This is a genomic window from Pseudomonas sp. R2-7-07, from assembly GCF_003852355.1.
GTDB lineage: Bacteria > Pseudomonadota > Gammaproteobacteria > Pseudomonadales > Pseudomonadaceae > Aquipseudomonas.
Map to the genome: position 1 here is coordinate 5,133,713 of NZ_CP027759.1, position 17,703 is coordinate 5,151,415.

Annotated in this window: 27 protein-coding genes; 1 reads left to right on the forward strand and 26 read right to left on the reverse strand. The window is 56.0% G+C overall.

Annotation, left to right across the window (positions count from 1 at the left end):
* Window positions 1-5: 5 nt before the first annotated feature.
* Window positions 6-1,400, reverse strand: coding sequence for an MFS transporter (locus C4J86_RS23555; protein ID WP_124364611.1), 1,395 nt, complete (start codon window positions 1,398-1,400; stop codon window positions 6-8).
* A gap of 178 nt (window positions 1,401-1,578) precedes the next feature.
* Between C4J86_RS23555 and uvrA the strand changes: the two genes are divergently transcribed.
* Window positions 1,579-4,413, forward strand: a complete 2,835-nt coding sequence (uvrA, locus tag C4J86_RS23560) for an excinuclease ABC subunit UvrA (protein ID WP_124372024.1) — start codon at window positions 1,579-1,581, stop codon at window positions 4,411-4,413.
* Between the two features lie 65 nt (window positions 4,414-4,478).
* Here the strand turns inward: uvrA and bfr are convergent, their stop codons facing one another.
* The 25 genes from bfr to rpsS all read right to left on the reverse strand — a co-directional run bounded on the left by bfr (window position 4,479) and on the right by rpsS (window position 17,690).
* Window positions 4,479-4,943: a bacterioferritin gene (gene bfr, locus C4J86_RS23565; protein WP_003176400.1), complete on the reverse strand. Its 465-nt coding sequence runs from the start codon at window positions 4,941-4,943 to the stop codon at window positions 4,479-4,481.
* A 155-nt stretch (window positions 4,944-5,098) separates the two neighbouring features.
* Complete coding sequence (locus tag C4J86_RS23570) at window positions 5,099-6,547, reverse strand: catalase (protein ID WP_124372025.1); 1,449 nt, start codon at window positions 6,545-6,547, stop codon at window positions 5,099-5,101.
* Window positions 6,548-6,783: 236 nt separating this feature from the next.
* Entirely contained in the window at window positions 6,784-7,170 is a 387-nt protein-coding gene (rplQ, locus tag C4J86_RS23575; protein ID WP_007918448.1) for a 50S ribosomal protein L17, read from the reverse strand.
* A gap of 41 nt (window positions 7,171-7,211) precedes the next feature.
* Entirely contained in the window at window positions 7,212-8,213 is a 1,002-nt protein-coding gene (rpoA, locus tag C4J86_RS23580; protein WP_003176403.1) for a DNA-directed RNA polymerase subunit alpha, read from the reverse strand.
* A gap of 22 nt (window positions 8,214-8,235) precedes the next feature.
* A complete protein-coding gene (gene rpsD / locus C4J86_RS23585; protein ID WP_003176404.1) occupies window positions 8,236-8,856 on the reverse strand; it encodes a 30S ribosomal protein S4 in 621 nt (206 codons plus the stop codon).
* Between the two features lie 18 nt (window positions 8,857-8,874).
* Window positions 8,875-9,264 (reverse strand): 30S ribosomal protein S11, encoded by a 390-nt coding sequence (rpsK, locus tag C4J86_RS23590; RefSeq protein ID WP_002555466.1) that lies wholly within the window; start codon window positions 9,262-9,264, stop codon window positions 8,875-8,877.
* A 30-nt stretch (window positions 9,265-9,294) separates the two neighbouring features.
* Window positions 9,295-9,651, reverse strand: coding sequence for a 30S ribosomal protein S13 (gene rpsM, locus C4J86_RS23595; RefSeq protein WP_003210063.1), 357 nt, complete (start codon window positions 9,649-9,651; stop codon window positions 9,295-9,297).
* 129 nt (window positions 9,652-9,780) lie between these two features.
* On the reverse strand, window positions 9,781-9,897 hold the full coding sequence (rpmJ, locus tag C4J86_RS23600) for a 50S ribosomal protein L36 (RefSeq protein ID WP_002555468.1): 117 nt from the start codon (window positions 9,895-9,897) through the stop codon (window positions 9,781-9,783).
* A gap of 28 nt (window positions 9,898-9,925) precedes the next feature.
* Entirely contained in the window at window positions 9,926-11,254 is a 1,329-nt protein-coding gene (gene secY / locus C4J86_RS23605; RefSeq protein WP_003194637.1) for a preprotein translocase subunit SecY, read from the reverse strand.
* Complete coding sequence (rplO, locus tag C4J86_RS23610; protein WP_003176407.1) at window positions 11,255-11,692, reverse strand: 50S ribosomal protein L15; 438 nt, start codon at window positions 11,690-11,692, stop codon at window positions 11,255-11,257.
* Between the two features lie 3 nt (window positions 11,693-11,695).
* Window positions 11,696-11,872, reverse strand: coding sequence for a 50S ribosomal protein L30 (rpmD, locus tag C4J86_RS23615; protein WP_003176408.1), 177 nt, complete (start codon window positions 11,870-11,872; stop codon window positions 11,696-11,698).
* Between the two features lie 2 nt (window positions 11,873-11,874).
* On the reverse strand, window positions 11,875-12,375 hold the full coding sequence (gene rpsE / locus C4J86_RS23620; RefSeq protein WP_003176409.1) for a 30S ribosomal protein S5: 501 nt from the start codon (window positions 12,373-12,375) through the stop codon (window positions 11,875-11,877).
* Window positions 12,376-12,378: 3 nt separating this feature from the next.
* Window positions 12,379-12,729 carry a 50S ribosomal protein L18 gene (gene rplR, locus C4J86_RS23625; RefSeq protein WP_017135964.1) on the reverse strand — a complete coding sequence of 117 codons (351 nt, stop codon included), beginning with the start codon at window positions 12,727-12,729 and terminating at the stop codon, window positions 12,379-12,381.
* A gap of 10 nt (window positions 12,730-12,739) precedes the next feature.
* Window positions 12,740-13,273, reverse strand: a complete 534-nt coding sequence (gene rplF, locus C4J86_RS23630; protein ID WP_003176412.1) for a 50S ribosomal protein L6 — start codon at window positions 13,271-13,273, stop codon at window positions 12,740-12,742.
* Window positions 13,274-13,285: 12 nt separating this feature from the next.
* Window positions 13,286-13,678: a 30S ribosomal protein S8 gene (rpsH, locus tag C4J86_RS23635; protein ID WP_003176413.1), complete on the reverse strand. Its 393-nt coding sequence runs from the start codon at window positions 13,676-13,678 to the stop codon at window positions 13,286-13,288.
* 209 nt (window positions 13,679-13,887) lie between these two features.
* Window positions 13,888-14,193 (reverse strand): 30S ribosomal protein S14, encoded by a 306-nt coding sequence (rpsN, locus tag C4J86_RS23640; RefSeq protein ID WP_003176414.1) that lies wholly within the window; start codon window positions 14,191-14,193, stop codon window positions 13,888-13,890.
* Window positions 14,194-14,206: 13 nt separating this feature from the next.
* Complete coding sequence (gene rplE / locus C4J86_RS23645; RefSeq protein ID WP_003176415.1) at window positions 14,207-14,746, reverse strand: 50S ribosomal protein L5; 540 nt, start codon at window positions 14,744-14,746, stop codon at window positions 14,207-14,209.
* 20 nt (window positions 14,747-14,766) lie between these two features.
* Entirely contained in the window at window positions 14,767-15,081 is a 315-nt protein-coding gene (gene rplX, locus C4J86_RS23650; RefSeq protein ID WP_003176416.1) for a 50S ribosomal protein L24, read from the reverse strand.
* A gap of 11 nt (window positions 15,082-15,092) precedes the next feature.
* The gene (gene rplN, locus C4J86_RS23655; RefSeq protein ID WP_002555479.1) at window positions 15,093-15,461 is read right to left on the reverse strand and encodes a 50S ribosomal protein L14; all 369 of its coding nucleotides are present in this window, start codon (window positions 15,459-15,461) and stop codon (window positions 15,093-15,095) included.
* 23 nt (window positions 15,462-15,484) lie between these two features.
* The gene (rpsQ, locus tag C4J86_RS23660) at window positions 15,485-15,751 is read right to left on the reverse strand and encodes a 30S ribosomal protein S17 (protein ID WP_003176419.1); all 267 of its coding nucleotides are present in this window, start codon (window positions 15,749-15,751) and stop codon (window positions 15,485-15,487) included.
* 2 nt (window positions 15,752-15,753) lie between these two features.
* Entirely contained in the window at window positions 15,754-15,945 is a 192-nt protein-coding gene (rpmC, locus tag C4J86_RS23665; RefSeq protein WP_002555481.1) for a 50S ribosomal protein L29, read from the reverse strand.
* Window positions 15,945-16,358, reverse strand: coding sequence for a 50S ribosomal protein L16 (gene rplP / locus C4J86_RS23670; protein WP_003232424.1), 414 nt, complete (start codon window positions 16,356-16,358; stop codon window positions 15,945-15,947). The genes rpmC and rplP overlap by 1 nt, the downstream gene beginning before the upstream one ends.
* A gap of 12 nt (window positions 16,359-16,370) precedes the next feature.
* The gene (rpsC, locus tag C4J86_RS23675; RefSeq protein ID WP_003176422.1) at window positions 16,371-17,057 is read right to left on the reverse strand and encodes a 30S ribosomal protein S3; all 687 of its coding nucleotides are present in this window, start codon (window positions 17,055-17,057) and stop codon (window positions 16,371-16,373) included.
* Window positions 17,058-17,070: 13 nt separating this feature from the next.
* Window positions 17,071-17,403, reverse strand: coding sequence for a 50S ribosomal protein L22 (gene rplV, locus C4J86_RS23680; RefSeq protein ID WP_003103908.1), 333 nt, complete (start codon window positions 17,401-17,403; stop codon window positions 17,071-17,073).
* A gap of 11 nt (window positions 17,404-17,414) precedes the next feature.
* A complete protein-coding gene (rpsS, locus tag C4J86_RS23685) occupies window positions 17,415-17,690 on the reverse strand; it encodes a 30S ribosomal protein S19 (protein ID WP_002555486.1) in 276 nt (91 codons plus the stop codon).
* Between the last annotated feature and the right edge of the window lie 13 nt (window positions 17,691-17,703).

Sequence of the window (17,703 nt, forward strand, 5' to 3'; positions counted from 1 at the left end):
TTCTCCTAGGCTGGGCGCGCTGTCGGCACTGGGTTGACCAGTTGCTCGAGCGTCGCGCGATCCAATAATTCGGTGTCCAATTTGATGTAAATCGCAGCTTCTTCCGCGATCACTACTGCATCCGTTACTCCAACGACGGCCTTGAGGCGCTCGGCCAGGCCAGCTTCGCGCATCGCTTCAGGCGATAACGGCAGGCGCAGGCTCGTCACATACGGAGGTTCGCGCATGGTAACAGCAAAGGCCAGCCAAAGTGCAGCCAGCCCGGCGCATCCGAGGAACACAACCGACAAACCGCCATGCTGGAACATCCAGCCGCCCATGATCCCACCCAGCGCCGAACCGAGGAACTGGCTGGTGGAATACACGCCCATCGCCGTGCCCTTGCCACCGGCCGGTGAAACCTTGCTGATCAGCGAAGGCAATGACGCCTCCAGCAGGTTGAACGCGGTGAAGAACACCACCGTACCGATCACCAGCGCCCGCAGGCTGTCGCCGAACTGCCAGAAGAATAGTTCAGTGAGCATCAATGTCGCGACGGCGCCGAGTAAAACTCGTTTCATTTTGCGTTTCTTCTCGCCGTAGATGATGAACGGGATCATGGCGAAGAACGAAACCAACAGCGCGGTCAGGTAGACCCACCAGTGCTGCTCCTTGGGCAACCCGGCTTTTTGCACCAGGGCCAGGGGCAAGGCGACGAAGCTGCACATCAGCATTGCGTGCAACACGAAGATACCTAAATCCAGGCGCAACAGGTCCGGATGCTTGAGGGTCGGCAACAGCGCCTGGCGCGCGACGCCGGATTCACGGTGCTGCAGCGTGCCGGTAGAGCGCGGCACCATAAAGGCCACGATCACGATACCGAACAACGCCATGCCGCCGGTGGCAAGAAACAACCCATGCAGGCCGAACGCGCGCGTCAGCAGCGGGCCGACCACCATTGCCACGGCAAACGACAAACCGATGGTCATGCCGATCATGGCCATGGCCTTGGTGCGATGCTGTTCGCGGGTCAGGTCCGACAGCAGCGCCATTACCGCGGCCGAAATCGCCCCGGCGCCCTGCAGGATACGTCCGGCGATCACGCCCCAGATCGAATCAGACTGCGCCGCGAGCACACTGCCGAGGGCGAACACGATCAGCCCCAGGTAAATCACCGGGCGCCGGCCGATACGGTCGGAAATGATGCCGAACGGAATCTGGAAGATCGCCTGGGTCAGGCCATAGGCGCCAATCGCCAGGCCGATCAATGCGGGGGTCGCGCCGGCGAGATCCATCCCATAGGTCGCCAGCACCGGCAACACCATGAACATGCCCAGCATACGGAAGGCGAACACCAGGGCCAGACCGCTTGCCGCTCGGGTCTCGCCGCTACTCATGCGTTCGCTATGGGGATCGTGCATGGAAAAACCTCGTGTGAACCGGCGGCGATTCTACCAGTCCCATCGATTGAGGGGGTATATGCGGCGCTTTGCCGCGCAGCTTTCATGTAAGGCTGCAAGCGGCCTTTTGACAGTGTATATTCATCCAGTCTTTAGCCGTATACTCCGGCATTATTTACGCCCGCCGTGCGAGGCCATCTTGGACAAGATCCTGATTCGTGGGGCTAGAACCCACAACCTGAAGAACATCGACCTGACCCTGCCCCGGGACAAATTGATCGTTATCACCGGCCTGTCCGGCTCGGGCAAATCGTCCCTGGCGTTCGACACGCTGTACGCCGAAGGCCAGCGGCGCTATGTGGAATCGCTGTCGGCCTATGCCCGGCAGTTCCTGTCAATGATGGAAAAGCCCGACGTCGACACCATCGAAGGTTTGTCGCCGGCCATTTCCATAGAGCAGAAGTCGACGTCCCATAACCCGCGCTCCACCGTGGGCACCATTACCGAAATTTACGATTACCTGCGTCTGCTGTATGCACGGGTGGGTATTCCCCGCTGCCCGGACCACGATATTCCGCTGGAAGCCCAGACCGTCAGCCAGATGGTCGACCTGGTCCTGACCCAGCCGGAAGGTGCCAAGCTGATGCTGCTGGCGCCCGTCATCCGCGAGCGCAAGGGTGAGCACCTGTCGGTCTTTGAAGAGCTGCGGGCGCAAGGTTTCGTGCGCGCCCGCATCAACGGCAAGCTCTATGAGCTGGATGAAGCGCCGAAGCTCGACAAGCAGAAGAAGCACTCCATCGATGTAGTAGTCGACCGCTTCAAGGTGCGTGCCGATCTGCAGCAGCGCCTGGCGGAGTCGTTCGAGACCGCGCTGAAGCTGGCAGACGGTATTGCCCTGGTGGCGCCGATGGACGATGAGCCGGGCGAAGAGGTCATTTTCTCTGCGCGCTTTGCCTGCCCGATCTGCGGCCACGCTATCAGCGAACTGGAACCCAAGCTGTTTTCCTTCAACAACCCGGCCGGCGCCTGCCCGACCTGCGATGGTCTGGGCGTTAAGCAGTTCTTCGACATCAAGCGCCTGGTCAATGGCGAACTGACCTTGGCCGAGGGGGCGATACGCGGCTGGGACAGGCGCAACGTCTATTACTTCCAGATGCTGGGGTCGTTGGCGTCCCACTATAAGTTCAGCCTGGAGGTGCCGTTCAACCAATTGCCGGCTGACCAGCAGAAGGTCATCCTCAATGGCAGTGGTTCGCAGAATGTCGACTTCAAATACCTGAACGACCGGGGCGATATCGTCAAACGTTCGCACCCGTTCGAAGGCATCGTGCCAAACCTGGAACGTCGCTATCGCGAGACCGAGTCGGCGAGCGTACGTGAAGAACTGGCGAAATTCCTCAGCACCCAACCTTGCCCTGATTGTCGCGGCACTCGCCTGCGCCGTGAAGCGCGGCATGTGTGGGTTGGCGAGAAGACGTTGCCGGCGGTGACCAACCTGCCAATCGGCGATGCCTGTGAATACTTTGGCGTGCTCAAGCTGACCGGCCGCCGCGGGGAGATTGCCGACAAGATCCTCAAGGAAATTCGCGAACGTCTGCAGTTCCTGGTCAACGTCGGCCTGGACTATCTATCGCTGGATCGCAGTGCTGATACCTTGTCGGGTGGCGAGGCCCAGCGGATTCGCCTGGCCAGCCAGATCGGCGCAGGGCTGGTGGGCGTGTTGTACATCCTCGACGAGCCGTCGATTGGCCTGCACCAACGTGACAATGATCGCCTGCTGGGTACGCTGAAACACCTGCGGGATATCGGCAACACGGTAATTGTGGTCGAGCACGATGAAGACGCTATTCGCCTGGCGGATTACGTCGTTGATATCGGCCCGGGGGCTGGCATACATGGCGGGCATATTGTCGCCGAAGGCACACCTGCCGAAGTAATGGCTCATCCGGACTCCCTGACCGGTAAATACCTGTCTGGCCGGGTCAAAATTCAAGTGCCGGCCAAACGTACTCCGCGCAACAAGAAGATGGCCTTGCACCTCAAGGGTGCCCGTGGCAACAACTTGCGCAATGTGGACCTGGAAATTCCCCTGGGCCTGCTGACCTGTGTGACCGGTGTTTCCGGTTCGGGCAAGTCGACGCTGATCAACAACACGCTGTTCCCATTGAGTGCCACCGCCCTGAACGGTGCCACTACCCAGGAAGCGGCGGCCCACGACAGCATCAAGGGCCTGGAACACCTAGACAAGGTGGTCGATATCGACCAGAGCCCGATTGGCCGTACGCCGCGTTCCAACCCAGCGACGTATACCGGGCTGTTCACGCCGATTCGCGAGCTGTTTGCCGGCGTTCCGGAATCCCGCTCGCGGGGTTATGGGCCGGGCCGCTTCTCGTTCAACGTCAAGGGCGGTCGCTGTGAAGCCTGCCAAGGCGACGGCTTGATCAAGGTAGAGATGCACTTCCTGCCGGATATCTACGTGCCGTGCGACGTGTGCAAGAGCAAACGCTATAACCGCGAAACCCTGGAAATCAAATACAAGGGCAAGAACATCCACGAAACCCTGGAGATGACCATCGAGGAAGCCCGGGTGTTCTTCGATGCGGTTCCGGCGCTGGCGCGCAAGCTGCAGACGTTGATGGATGTTGGCCTGTCTTATATCAAGCTGGGGCAGTCGGCGACCACGCTATCGGGTGGTGAAGCGCAGCGGGTGAAGTTGTCCCGTGAGTTGTCCAAACGAGATACGGGCAAAACCCTGTACATCCTTGATGAACCCACCACGGGCCTGCACTTTGCCGATATCCAGCAACTGCTGGACGTGCTGCACCGCTTGCGAGATCACGGCAACACAGTGGTAGTTATCGAGCACAACCTGGACGTGATCAAGACGGCCGACTGGCTGGTAGACCTCGGACCGGAGGGCGGTTCCAAGGGCGGCCAGATCATTGCGGTCGGTACACCGGAGCAAGTCGCCGAAATGTCACAGTCCCATACTGGCTACTACCTGAAGCCGCTGATGGAGCGTGACCGGGCCTGATTTATCGGGCCCAATAAAAAGCCCCTGTCACCTCATCGGTGGCAGGGGCTTTTTTGCAGCCGGAATCAGAACTGCGATTGCAGGTAATTTTCCAGGCCGATCAGCTTGATCAGACCCAACTGCTTTTCCAGCCAGTAGGTGTGATCTTCTTCGGTGTCATTCAACTGCACTCGCAGGATTTCACGAGTGACATAGTCGTTGTGCTGCTCGCACAGCTCAATGCCCTTGCAGAGCGCGGCCCTGACCTTGTATTCCAGGCGAAGGTCAGCAGCGAGCATATCCGGCACCGTGGTGCCCACATCCAAGTCGTCGGGGCGCATACGTGGCGTACCTTCGAGCATGAGGATACGGCGCATCAGTGCGTCAGCGTGCTGCGCCTCTTCTTCCATCTCATGATTGATACGTTCGTAGAGCTCGGTAAAGCCCCAGTCTTCGTACATGCGCGAATGGATGAAATATTGGTCACGAGCTGCCAGTTCGCCCGTCAGCAACGTGTTGAGGTAATCGATTACGTCGGGGTGACCTTGCATCGCCCTACATCTCCCTGCTTGAAAGTCTGTAGTTTGAACCATGATGACTTGAAGGTCACGGGATCAACGGCAGAAAAGCGAAGATTTCCGGAGAAAAGTAGCTGAAATAACGCAAAAACCGCCCAAATGAGGGCGGTTCTGCTTATCGTTTAGAGTCAGTTAAGCGATACACCCAGTGCCTTTGCGATTGCTTCTCCATAAGCGGGGTCCGCCTTATAGAAATGCTGCAGTTGGCGCTGGACCACATCATTGGAAACGCCGCTCATCGCACCGGCGATGTTGCTGGTAAGCAGCGCTTTCTGCTCGTCGCTCATCAAGCGGAACAGCGCGCCGGCGTGGCTGTAGTAATCGGTATCTTCGCGATGATCGTAACGATCTGCAGCGCCGCTCAAGGCCAATGCGGGCTCCGCGTAGTGTGGCGCCTGCTTAGGCGCATCGGCGTAGCTGTTTGGCTCGTAGTTGGGCGCTGCGCCACCGTTGCTGCCAAAGGCCATCGAACCGTCACGCTGATAGCTATTGACGGGGTTACGTGGGGCGTTCACCGGCAGCTGCTGGTGATTGGTGCCAACGCGGTACCGATGAGCATCTGCGTAGGCAAAGACGCGTCCTTGCAGCATACGGTCTGGCGACAGGCCAACGCCCGGAACCATATTGCTTGGGCCGAACGCGGCTTGTTCCACTTCAGCGAAATAGTTCTGCGGGTTGCGGTTGAGTTCCAGCTCACCCACCTCGATCAGGGGGAACTCCTTCTGCGACCAGGTCTTGGTTACATCGAAAGGGTTTTCGTAATGAGCATTGGCCTGGGCCTCGGTCATGACCTGGATGCAGACGCGCCATTTCGGGAAGTCACCGCGCTCGATTGCGCCGAACAGATCGCGCTGGGCGTAGTCTGGGTCGGTACCCGCCAGGCGCGCAGCTTCAGCCGGTGCCAGGTTCTTGATGCCTTGCTTGGTCTTGTAGTGCCATTTCACCCAGTGGCGCTCGCCCTTGGCGTTAATCAGGCTGTAGGTGTGACTGCCGAAGCCGTGCATGTGGCGGTAGCCGTCCGGGATGCCACGGTCCGAAAACAAGATGGTGACCTGGTGCAGCGCCTCTGGGGAGTGCGACCAGAAATCCCACATCATCTGCGCGCTTTTCAGGTTGCTTTGCGGCAAGCGCTTTTGGGTATGGATGAAATCGGGGAATTTCAGCGGGTCGCGGATGAAGAACACCGGCGTGTTGTTGCCAACGATGTCCCAGTTGCCTTCCTCGGTGTAAAACTTCAAGGCGAAACCGCGTGGGTCGCGCTCAGTGTCAGCCGAACCGCGCTCGCCACCCACAGTGGAGAACCGCAGGAAGGTCGGCGTTTGCTTACCTACTGACTCGAACAGCTTGGCGCTAGTGTATTGAGTGATGTCTTGGGTAACGGTGAACGTACCATAGGCGCCCGAACCTTTGGCGTGTACACGGCGCTCCGGAATATTTTCACGGTTGAAGTGAGCGAGCTTCTCGATCAGGTGAAAGTCGTCGAGCAGCAGTGGGCCACGGGGGCCGGCGGAACGGGAGTTCTGATTATCCGCAACGGGAGCGCCGCTGGCGGTGGTAAGGATTTTATTCTGGCTCATGCGCAATCTTCCTCAGGTCGGAATTGAAACTGCCGGCTAATCGGCTTGGAGGGAGTATTGATCAACGGCATGACACCCACAAATTTATTAAATTGCGGACTTCAATAGAAAATTACTACCAACCAAGGCAATACGCATAGTGCCCCTTGCTCCATAGGGAAACTTGTACATATCGCGCTTTTGTTACGCGCACAAAAAACCGGGCGCTAGGCCCGGTTCTTCGTTACAGACTCGTCTTACTCGGCGCTTACAGCTTCGCCGGCAGTAGCACGATCAACCAACTCGACGTACGCCATAGGCGCGTTGTCGCCAGTGCGGAAACCGCACTTGAGGATGCGCAGGTAGCCACCCTCACGGGTAGCGTAACGCTTGCCCAGGTCGTTGAAGAGCTTACCAACGATAGCTTTCGAACGAGTACGGTCGAAAGCCAGACGGCGGTTAGCCAGGCTGTCTGTCTTGGCCAAAGTGATCAGCGGCTCAGCAACGCGACGCAGTTCTTTAGCTTTCGGCAGTGTAGTTTTGATCAGCTCGTGCTCGAACAGCGACACCGCCATGTTTTGGAACATGGCCTTGCGGTGCGAGCTGGTACGGCTCAGGTGACGACCACTTTTACGATGACGCATGGTTCATTCCTTACCAAACTCACGTTCGGTGATTACGACGATCAGGCAGTCGCCTTGTCGTCCTTCTTAAGACTTGCAGGCGGCCAGTTGTCGAGGCGCATGCCGAGGGACAGACCGCGGGAGGCCAGAACGTCCTTGATTTCAGTCAAGGATTTCTTGCCCAGGTTCGGAGTCTTCAACAGTTCTACTTCGGTACGCTGAATCAGATCACCGATGTAGTAAATGTTTTCCGCCTTAAGGCAGTTAGCCGAACGTACAGTCAGTTCCAGATCGTCAACCGGGCGAAGCAGGATCGGATCGATCTCGTCTTCCTGCTCGATTACCACTGGTTCGCTGTCACCTTTGAGGTCGACGAACGCAGCCAACTGCTGTTGCAGAATGGTTGCAGCGCGGCGGATAGCCTCTTCAGGATCCAGGGTACCGTTGGTTTCCAGATCAATAACCAGCTTGTCCAGGTTAGTACGCTGTTCGACACGGGCGTTTTCCACCACGTATGCGATACGGCGAACCGGGCTGAACGAAGAGTCAAGCTGCAAGCGACCAATGCTGCGGCTTTCGTCTTCATCGCTCTGACGCGAGTCGGCCGGTTCATAACCACGACCACGAGCTACGGTGAGCTTCATGTTCAGGGCGCCGTTAGACGCCAGGTTAGCGATTACGTGATCGGGGTTAACGATCTCGACATCATGATCCAGCTGAATATCGGCAGCGGTAACCACCCCCGAACCCTTCTTCGACAAGGTCAGCGTAACTTCGTCACGGCCGTGCAGCTTGATAGCCAGACCTTTAAGGTTCAACAGGATTTCAATTACGTCTTCCTGTACACCTTCGATGGCGCTGTACTCGTGGAGCACACCGTCAATCTCGGCCTCGACTACTGCACAGCCGGGCATTGAGGACAACAGGATGCGGCGCAGCGCGTTGCCCAGGGTGTGGCCAAAACCACGCTCGAGAGGCTCGAGCGTAATTTTAGCGCGGGTTGGACTGACAACCTGCACATCAATGTGGCGGGGTGTCAGGAACTCATTTACCGAAATCTGCATGGATGCACCTATTTTCTAGCCCTTACTTGGAGTAGAGCTCGACAATCAGGCTTTCGTTGATGTCGGCGGACAGATCACTGCGAGCAGGAACGTTCTTGAAAACGCCCGACTTCTTCTCAGTGTCTACTTCTACCCATTCTACGCGGCCACGTTGGGCACACAGATCGAGAGCTTGGACAATGCGAAGTTGGTTTTTTGCTTTCTCGCGAACTGCGACCACGTCACCAGCACGAACCTGGTAGGACGGAACGTTTACGGTCTGACCGTTAACGCTGATCGACTTGTGCGATACCAGCTGACGGGATTCGGCACGAGTCGAACCAAAGCCCATACGGTATACAACGTTGTCCAGACGGCATTCGAGCAGTTGCAGCAGGTTTTCACCGGTTGCACCTTTTTTGCCAGCAGCTTCTTTGTAGTAGCCGCTGAACTGACGCTCGAGAACGCCGTAAATACGACGGACCTTCTGCTTTTCACGCAGTTGGGTGCCGTAATCGGACTGGCGACCGCGGCGTTGGCCGTGGATACCAGGTGCTGCTTCAATGTTGCACTTCGATTCGATCGCGCGCACGCCGCTCTTCAAGAAGAGATCGGTGCCTTCGCGACGAGCGAGTTTGCATTTTGGACCAATGTAACGAGCCATTCTTTACAATCTCCTGGATTACACGCGGCGCTTCTTCGGCGGACGGCACCCGTTGTGCGGGATTGGCGTCACGTCGGTGATGCTGGCGATCTTATAGCCACAGCCGTTCAAAGCACGGACAGCAGACTCACGACCTGGACCTGGACCTTTGACGTTAACGTCGAGGTTTTTCAGGCCGTATTCCAGCGCAGCTTGGCCAGCACGTTCAGCAGCTACTTGAGCAGCGAACGGGGTGGACTTGCGGGAACCGCGGAAACCCGAACCACCGGAGGTAGCCCAAGAAAGCGCGTTACCTTGACGGTCGGTGATGGTCACGATTGTGTTGTTAAAAGATGCATGGATGTGGGCGATGCCATCAACCACTGTCTTTTTAACTTTTTTACGAGGACGAGCAGCAGGTTTTGCCATGATAATTTTCCTGTCGATTCGCGTGGGCGATTACTTGCGGATCGGCTTACGCGGACCTTTACGGGTACGCGCGTTAGTCTTGGTACGCTGACCGCGCACTGGAAGACCACGACGATGACGCAGACCACGGTAGCAACCGAGGTCCATCAAACGCTTGATTTTCATGTTGATTTCGCGACGCAGGTCACCTTCAGTGGTGAACTTCGCCACTTCGCCACGCAACAGCTCAATCTGCTCGTCGCTCAGATCTTTGATCTTTGCGGCTGGGTTTACCCCAGTATCTGCGCAAATTTTCTGCGCAGTAGTGCGACCAACACCATAGATGTAGGTCAGCGAGATAACAGTGTGCTTGTTATCTGGAATGTTAACGCCTGCAATACGGGCCATTCAGTGGGACTCCAATTGACAGCTACCTACGCCCCGGAAGCCAAGAAATAGGGCGCGAGATAATATCGCTGTAATAACAAATAATCAACCCGGCAGCGCACTAGCTGCCGGGCTTCAAGCGGATCACACTCAGCCTTGGCGCTGTTTGTGACGCGGTTCCGCGCTGCAAATTACTCGAACAACACCTTCGCGGCGAATAATCTTGCAGTTACGGCACAGCTTTTTCACCGATGCACGAACTTTCATCACCAACTCCTCGAACCTTATGGGGTACTCAGCGCAACATGCCGCTGCCGTAGCCCTTCAGGTTGGCTTTCTTCATCAGGGATTCGTACTGGTGCGAAACGAGGTGCGATTGTACTTGGGACATGAAGTCCATCACAACCACGACCACGATCAGCAACGAGGTCCCGCCAAGGTAGAACGGAACGTTTGCTGCAACCACCAGGAACTGGGGAAGCAGACACACGGCCGTCATATATAGAGCACCGAACAGGGTCAAACGAGTCAGAACGCCATCAATGTAGCGCGCAGACTGCTCACCTGGACGAATACCCGGAATAAAGGCACCGGACTTCTTCAGGTTTTCCGCTACGTCTTTCGGATTGAACATCAACGCCGTATAGAAGAAGCAGAAGAAAATAATCCCTGCACTAAACAGCAGAATATTCAACGGCTGACCAGGAGCGATCGACTGAGAGAGGTCCTGCAGCCAGCCCATATTTTCGGACTGACCAAACCAGGTACCCAACGAAGCCGGAAACAGCAAGATGCTGCTCGCGAAAATTGCCGGAATAACGCCGGCCATATTCACCTTCAGCGGCAAGTGGCTAGTCTGCGCAGCAAAGACCTTACGGCCCTGCTGACGCTTGGCGTAGTGAACAGCAATACGACGCTGGCCACGCTCAATGAACACCACAAAACCGATAATCGCTACTGCCAGCAAACCGATGGCAACCAAGGCGAAGATATTGATATCGCCCTGACGCGCAGACTCGAAAGACTGCCCGATTGCTCTCGGAAGACCGGCGACGATACCTGCGAAAATCAACATCGAGATACCGTTGCCAACACCACGCTCAGTAATCTGCTCACCCAGCCACATCATGAACATCGCACCAGCCACAAAAGTGGATACCGCGACGAAATGGAAGCCAAAGTCACCAGTGAACGCAACGCCCTGCCCAGCCAGGCCAACGGACATGCCGATAGCTTGAACCAGGGCGAGGACGACAGTGCCGTAGCGGGTGTACTGGCTAATCTTGCGACGGCCAGCTTCACCTTCCTTCTTCAACTGCTCCAACTGCGGGCTGACGGCGGTCATCAGTTGCATGATGATCGATGCCGAAATGTACGGCATGATCCCCAGTGCAAAGATGCTCATCCGTTCCAGCGCGCCGCCGGAAAACATGTTGAACAAGCTAAGAATGGTCCCCTCATTCTGTCGAAACAGGTCTGCGAGTCGGTCCGGGTTGATACCTGGAACCGGGATGTGTGCGCCTATTCGGTAGACGATAATCGCCAGGAACAGAAAACGCAGACGAGCCCAAAGTTCAGACATACCGCCTTTGCCGAGCGCTGAGAGAGCACCTTGCTTAGCCATTTATTCCTCGAACTTGCCGCCAGCTGCTTCGATAGCCGAACGCGCACCTTTGGTGGCGCCGATTCCCTTGCCGATAGTGACAGCGCGAGTCACTTCACCGGACAGCATGATTTTCACACGCTGTACGTTGACGTTGATCACGTTGGCATCTTTCAGGGTCTGCACAGTAACGATGTCGCCTTCCACTTTAGCCAGCTCGGACAGACGCACTTCTGCGCGGTCCATGGCTTTCAGGGATACGAAACCGAACTTAGGCAGGCGACGATGCAGCGGCTGTTGACCGCCTTCAAAGCCTGGAGCAATGGTGCCACCGGAGCGGGAGGTTTGACCTTTGTGGCCACGGCCACCAGTCTTACCCAAACCGCTACCGATACCACGGCCCGGACGATGCTTTTCGCGACGGGAACCCGGCGCTGGACTCAGATCATTGAGTTTCATCGATTAACCCTCTACACGCAGCATGTAGTAAGCCTTGTTGATCATCCCGCGATTCTCGGGAGTATCCTGGACTTCTACAGTGTGACCGATGCGACGCAGACCCAGACCTTTAACGCACAATTTGTGGTTAGGGATGCGGCCGGTCATGCTTTTGATCAGCGTTACTTTAACGGTAGCCATGATCAGAAGATCTCCTTGACAGTCAAGCCGCGCTTGGCAGCAATGGACTCAGGAGATTGCATAGCTTTCAAACCTTTGAAAGTGGCGTGAACCACGTTTACCGGGTTAGTCGAGCCGTAGCACTTGGCCAGAACGTTCTGAACGCCAGCAACTTCGAGGACAGCACGCATAGCGCCGCCAGCGATGATACCGGTACCTTCAGAAGCAGGCTGCATGTACACCTTCGAAGCGCCATGGGCGGACTTCATTGCGTACTGCAGAGTGGTGCCGTTCAGATCAACTTGGATCATGTTGCGACGAGCAGCTTCCATTGCCTTCTGGATCGCGGCAGGCACTTCACGTGACTTGCCACGGCCGAAGCCAACACGCCCTTTACCATCACCAACCACGGTCAACGCGGTGAAAGTGAAGATACGGCCGCCCTTAACGGTTTTGGCTACGCGGTTAACTTGAACCAGCTTCTCAATGTAGCCTTCGTCGCGCTTTTGGTCGTTATTTGACATAACTTAGAACTCCAGCCCAGCTTCACGAGCAGCATCAGCCAGCGCTTTAACGCGGCCGTGGTACTTGAAGCCAGAGCGGTCGAAAGCCACTTGCGAGACGCCCACGGCCTTAGCACGTGTAGCGACCAGCTGGCCAACCTTTGTGGCCGCGTCGATGTTGCCGGTGGCACCATCACGCAGTTCTTTATCCAAAGTCGAGGCGCTTGCCAGGACTTTGTTGCCGTCGGCCGAGATGACCTGGGCGTAGATATGCTGCGACGAGCGGTACACGCAGAGACGCACGACTTCGAGTTCGTGCATTTTCAGGCGTGCTTTGCGAGCGCGACGCAGTCGAGTAACTTTTTTGTCGGTCATTTGCTATGCCCTACTTCTTCTTGGCTTCTTTACGACGGACGACTTCGTCCGCGTAGCGCACACCTTTGCCTTTGTACGGCTCTGGTGGACGGAAGTCGCGGATCTCAGCGGCCACCTGACCTACCAGCTGCTTATCGATGCCCTTGATCAGGATATCGGTTTGGCTAGGGGTCTCAGCGGTGATGCCTTCCGGCAGTTCGTAATCCACTGGGTGCGAGAAGCCAAGGGCAAGGTTCAGAACCGTGCCTTTTGCTTGCGCTTTGTAACCAACACCGACCAGCTGGAGCTTACGCTCGAAGCCTTGGCTTACGCCTTGGACCATATTGTTTACCAACGCACGCGTGGTACCGGCCATTGCGCGAGTTTGTTGATCGCCATTGCGAGCAGCGAAACGCAGCTCACCAGCTTCTTCAACGATCTCAACGGACGAATGGATGTTCAGTTCAAGAGTGCCCTTGGCACCCTTCACCGAAAGCTGTTGGCCTGCGAATTTGACTTCGACACCGGCTGGCAGCTTAACGGGGTTCTTAGCGACGCGAGACATGCTTATCCCCCCTTAGAACACAGTGCAAAGAACTTCGCCGCCGACACCGGCAGCGCGCGCAGCACGATCCGTCATCACACCTTTGTTGGTGGAGACGATAGACACGCCCAGACCGCCACGAACTTTCGGCAGATCTTCAGCGGACTTGTACTGACGCAGGCCTGGACGGCTAACGCGCTTCACTTCCTCGATGACCGAACGGCCTTCGAAGTACTTCAGCTCGATGGACAGCAACGGCTTGATTTCGCTGCTGATCTGATAACCCGCAATGTAACCTTCGTCTTTCAGGACTTTGGCAACAGCTACCTTCAACTTGGAAGATGGCATGCTTACGACGGACTTTTCAGCCATCTGGGCATTACGGATACGAGTTAGCATGTCCGCTAACGGGTCCTGCATACTCATGGGCTAGACGCTCCTAATACACAAAAAATTAGCCTTGCGGCTACATATGTCGCCGAGAATCTCCGAGCGTAAAAAACACGGGCTCAGGCGAGCCGCGTATTTTAGACACAGTCCGGAAATGAAACAAGCCCCAAAAGGGGCTTGTTCCAGATTCAAGGTCACCGGCGGTCAGTATCTTGCGATACCAACCACCTTGACGCTGAAAGTACTTACCAGCTGGCTTTAACCAGACCTGGTACGTCACCACGCATTGCCGCTTCACGCAGTTTGTTACGGCCGAGGCCGAACTTGCGGTAAACGCCGTGTGGACGACCGGTCAGGCGGCAGCGGTTACGCATGCGCGAGGCGCTTGCGTCACGTGGCTGCTTCTGCAGAGCAACTGTAGCCTCCCAACGCGCTTCTGGACTTGCGTTCAGATCAACGATGATTGCTTTCAGTGCTGCACGCTTCTTGGCGTACTTGGCAACCGTGAGCTGACGTTTCAGCTCGCGGTTTTTCATGCTCATCTTGGCCATGGTCCTACTCCAATCAGTTGCGGAACGGGAATTTGAAAGCACGCAACAGGGCGCGACCTTCATCATCGTTCTTGGCAGTGGTGGTCAGGGTGATGTCCAGACCGCGGAGAGCATCGATCTTGTCGTAGTCGATTTCCGGGAAGATGATCTGCTCTTTCACGCCCATGCTGTAGTTACCACGACCATCGAAGGACTTGGCATTCAGGCCGCGGAAGTCGCGAACCCGAGGCAGGGAGATCGACAGCAGACGATCCAGGAATTCGTACATACGCTCACGGCGCAGAGTCACTTTGACGCCGATCGGCCAGCCTTCGCGGACTTTAAAGCCAGCGATGGATTTCCGAGCGTAAGTCACAACGACTTTTTGACCGGTGATCTTTTCCAGGTCAGCAACAGCGTGCTCGATGACTTTTTTGTCACCGACCGCTTCGCCCAAACCCATGTTCAGGGTGATTTTGGTAACGCGTGGAACTTCCATCACGTTCGAAAGCTTAAGTTCTTCCTTAAGTTTCGGTGCGATTTCTTTCCAGTAAATCTCTTTTAGTCGTGCCATGGTCTTCTACCTAGCAGTGTTCAAGCATCAACCGCTTTTTGGGTCGACTTGAAGACACGAATTTTCTTGCCATCTTCTACTTTGAAACCAACGCGGTCAGCCTTGTTGGTTTCGCCGTTGAAAATGGCGACGTTAGAAGCGTCCAGCGGAGCTTCTTTTTCGACGATACCGCCCTGCACGCCCGACATCGGGTTAGGCTTGGTATGACGCTTGACCAGGTTCAGACCGCCGATAACCAGACGGTTATTAGCGAGAACCTTAAGCACCTTACCGCGCTTACCTTTGTCTTTGCCGGCGATCACGATGATCTCGTCGTCACGACGAATCTTTTGCATGTCGGATCTCCTTACAGCACTTCTGGGGCGAGCGAGACGATCTTCATGAACTTCTCAGTACGAAGTTCACGGGTCACTGGCCCAAAGATACGGGTGCCGATAGGCTCTTGCTTGTTGTTCAGAAGAACAGCAGCGTTGCCATCAAAGCGGATAATGGAGCCATCAGCACGACGTACGCCGTGACGAGTGCGGACTACAACAGCAGTCATCACTTGGCCTTTTTTCACTTTACCGCGAGGAATTGCTTCCTTGACGGTAACCTTGATGATGTCACCGATACCAGCGTAACGACGATGGGAGCCACCCAGCACCTTGATGCACATAACGCGGCGAGCGCCGCTGTTATCGGCCACATCGAGCATGGATTGAGTCTGAATCATATAATTTCTCCGACCCCTAGTCCTTAGACTTCCACAGCGCGTTCGAGAACATCAACCAATGCCCAAGACTTGGTCTTGGCCAGCGGACGAGTTTCACGAATAGTGACTTTGTCGCCGATGTGGCACTGATTGGTTTCGTCGTGCGCGTGCAGCTTAGTCGAACGCTTAACATATTTACCGTAGATCGGGTGCTTAACGCGACGCTCGATCAAAACGGTGATGGTTTTGTCCATCTTGTCGCTGACAACACGGCCAGTCAGCGTACGGACAGTCTTTTCGGCTTCAGCCATGATCACTTACCTGCCTGCTGGTTGAGCACAGTCTTCACGCGAGCGATGTCGCGCTTAACTTGCGAGAGCAGATGAGACTGCCCCAACTGGCCAGTTGCTTTCTGCATACGCAGATTGAACTGGTCGCGCAGCAGGCCGAGCAGTTGCTCGTTCAGCTGCTGTGCGGATTTTTCACGAAGTTCATTCGCTTTCATCACATCACCGTCCGTTTAACAAAGGCGGTGGCGAGCGGCAGCTTTGCAGCAGCCAGGGCAAAAGCCTCACGCGCCAGCTCTTCAGTTACACCCTCGATTTCATACAGGACTTTGCCTGGCTGAATCTGGGCTACCCAGTATTCCACGTTACCCTTACCTTTACCCATCCGAACCTCAAGAGGTTTTTTGGAGATCGGCTTGTCCGGGAATACACGGATCCAGATCTTGCCGCCACGTTTTACGTGACGGGTCAGAGCACGACGCGCTGACTCGATCTGACGAGCGGTGAGACGACCACGAGCTACAGACTTCAGCGCGAACTCGCCGAAGCTGACTTTGCTACCGCGCTGAGCCAGACCACGGTTGTGGCCTGTCATCTGCTTGCGGAACTTCGTACGCTTTGGTTGCAACATTTGGCGTACCCCTTACTTAGCAGCTTTTTTACGAGGCGCTGGTGCTTGTGGTTTCAGTTCTTCTTGGCGACCACCAATTACTTCGCCTTTGAAGATCCAAACCTTTACACCGATCACACCGTAAGTGGTGTGAGCTTCGTAGTTGGCATAGTCGATGTCGGCACGCAGGGTGTGCAATGGCACACGACCTTCGCGATACCATTCAGTACGTGCGATTTCAGCACCGCCGAGACGACCGCTCACTTGGATTTTGATGCCTTTGGCACCAATGCGCATGGCGTTCTGTACAGCGCGCTTCATAGCGCGACGGAACATGACACGACGCTCCAGCTGCTGAGCTACGCTCTGCGCAACCAGCATACCGTCGAGCTCCGGCTTGCGGATCTCTTCGATATTGATGTGCACAGGCACACCCATTTGCTTGGTCAGGTCCTGACGCAGTTTCTCAACATCTTCACCTTTCTTCCCGATAACGATACCTGGACGAGCGGTGTGGATGGTGATACGTGCGGTTTGCGCCGGGCGATGGATATCGATACGGCTTACGGACGCGCTTTTTAGTTTGTCTTGGAGATACTCACGCACCTTCAGATCAGCGAACAAATAGTCCGCATAAGTCCGGCCGTCTGCATACCAGACGGAGGTGTGTTCCTTGACGATTCCCAGGCGAATGCCAATGGGATGTACTTTCTGACCCATCTCTTCGACTCCGTTACTTGTCAGCAACCTTGACAGTGATATGGCAAGACCGCTTGACGATGCGATCAGCACGGCCTTTGGCACGTGGCATGATGCGCTTCAGCGAACGCCCTTCGTTGACGAAAACGGTGCTGACCTTCAGGTCATCAACGTCTGCGCCTTCGTTATGCTCGGCGTTGGCTACGGCCGACTCCAGCACTTTCTTCATGATCTCGGCGGCTTTCTTACTGCTGAAAGCCAACAGGTTGAGCGCTTCGCCCACCTTCTTCCCGCGGATCTGGTCGGCGACCAAGCGGGCTTTCTGGGCGGAGATTCGAGCGCCCGACAACTTAGCGGCTACTTCCATTTCCTAACCCCTTAACGCTTGGCTTTCTTGTCTGCCACGTGCCCACGATAAGTGCGGGTACCGGCAAACTCGCCCAGTTTGTGGCCGACCATGTCTTCGTTAACGAGAACTGGGACGTGTTGACGACCGTTGTGTACTGCGATGGTCAAACCGACCATTTGTGGCAGGATCATCGAACGACGCGACCAGGTTTTAACTGGTTTGCGATCGTTCTTTTCCGCCGCCACTTCGATCTTCTTCAGTAGGTGAAGATCAATAAAAGGACCTTTTTTCAGAGAACGTGGCACTGTCGTATCCCTC